The following is a 505-nucleotide window of genomic DNA, read 5'->3' as shown; positions in this document are numbered from 1 at the left end:
TTTATAGAGGTGAGCATTAATTTGTAATAAAGGCTACTTCTTTCTTGCGGAAGAAGCTTTGGACTAGTTTAGGATCCTCCTCTACTAGCTTAACCTGCTCCTTGATGGCTTCTCGAAGCGCAGTTAAGCTGGTAAACACTCGATTTTTTAAACTTCGCTTCAAGTGACTCCAGACCAACTCCACTGGATTCAGTTCGGGGCTGTAAGCAGGTAAACGCTCCAAATGAACCCGACCGGGTCGATCCACTAAAAAGGCCTTGACCGCTTCACTCCTGTGTGCCTTAAGCCCATTCCAGACTATTAATAGGTCCCGCTTACGGTAACGGCTACAAAGTTTCTCTAAAAACCACACTAGGTCTTCGCCTGTGTAGGCCTGATTCTGATAGCCTACATAAATCCGACCATTAGGCGCTATGGCGGCAATCAGATTCCAATGTTCGCGTCCCGCTTTCTCGTGGATCACTGGGGTTTTCCCCCGGGGTGCCCAGGTGTGGGCTAGTAATGG

1 protein-coding gene is annotated in these 505 nt (G+C 48.3%); it reads right to left on the bottom strand.

Going from position 1 to position 505, the window contains the following annotated elements; translation table 11 throughout:
- Positions 1-16 precede the first annotated feature (16 nt).
- On the bottom strand, positions 17-505 hold a 489-nt coding region (locus FH603_RS28385), incomplete at its 5' end, for an IS630 family transposase (RefSeq protein WP_186742792.1).

Origin of the sequence: Spirosoma utsteinense (assembly GCF_014282275.1) — a bacterium.
Classification (GTDB): domain Bacteria; phylum Bacteroidota; class Bacteroidia; order Cytophagales; family Spirosomataceae; genus Spirosoma; species Spirosoma utsteinense.
This window is presented reverse-complemented; position numbering and strand designations above follow the sequence as displayed.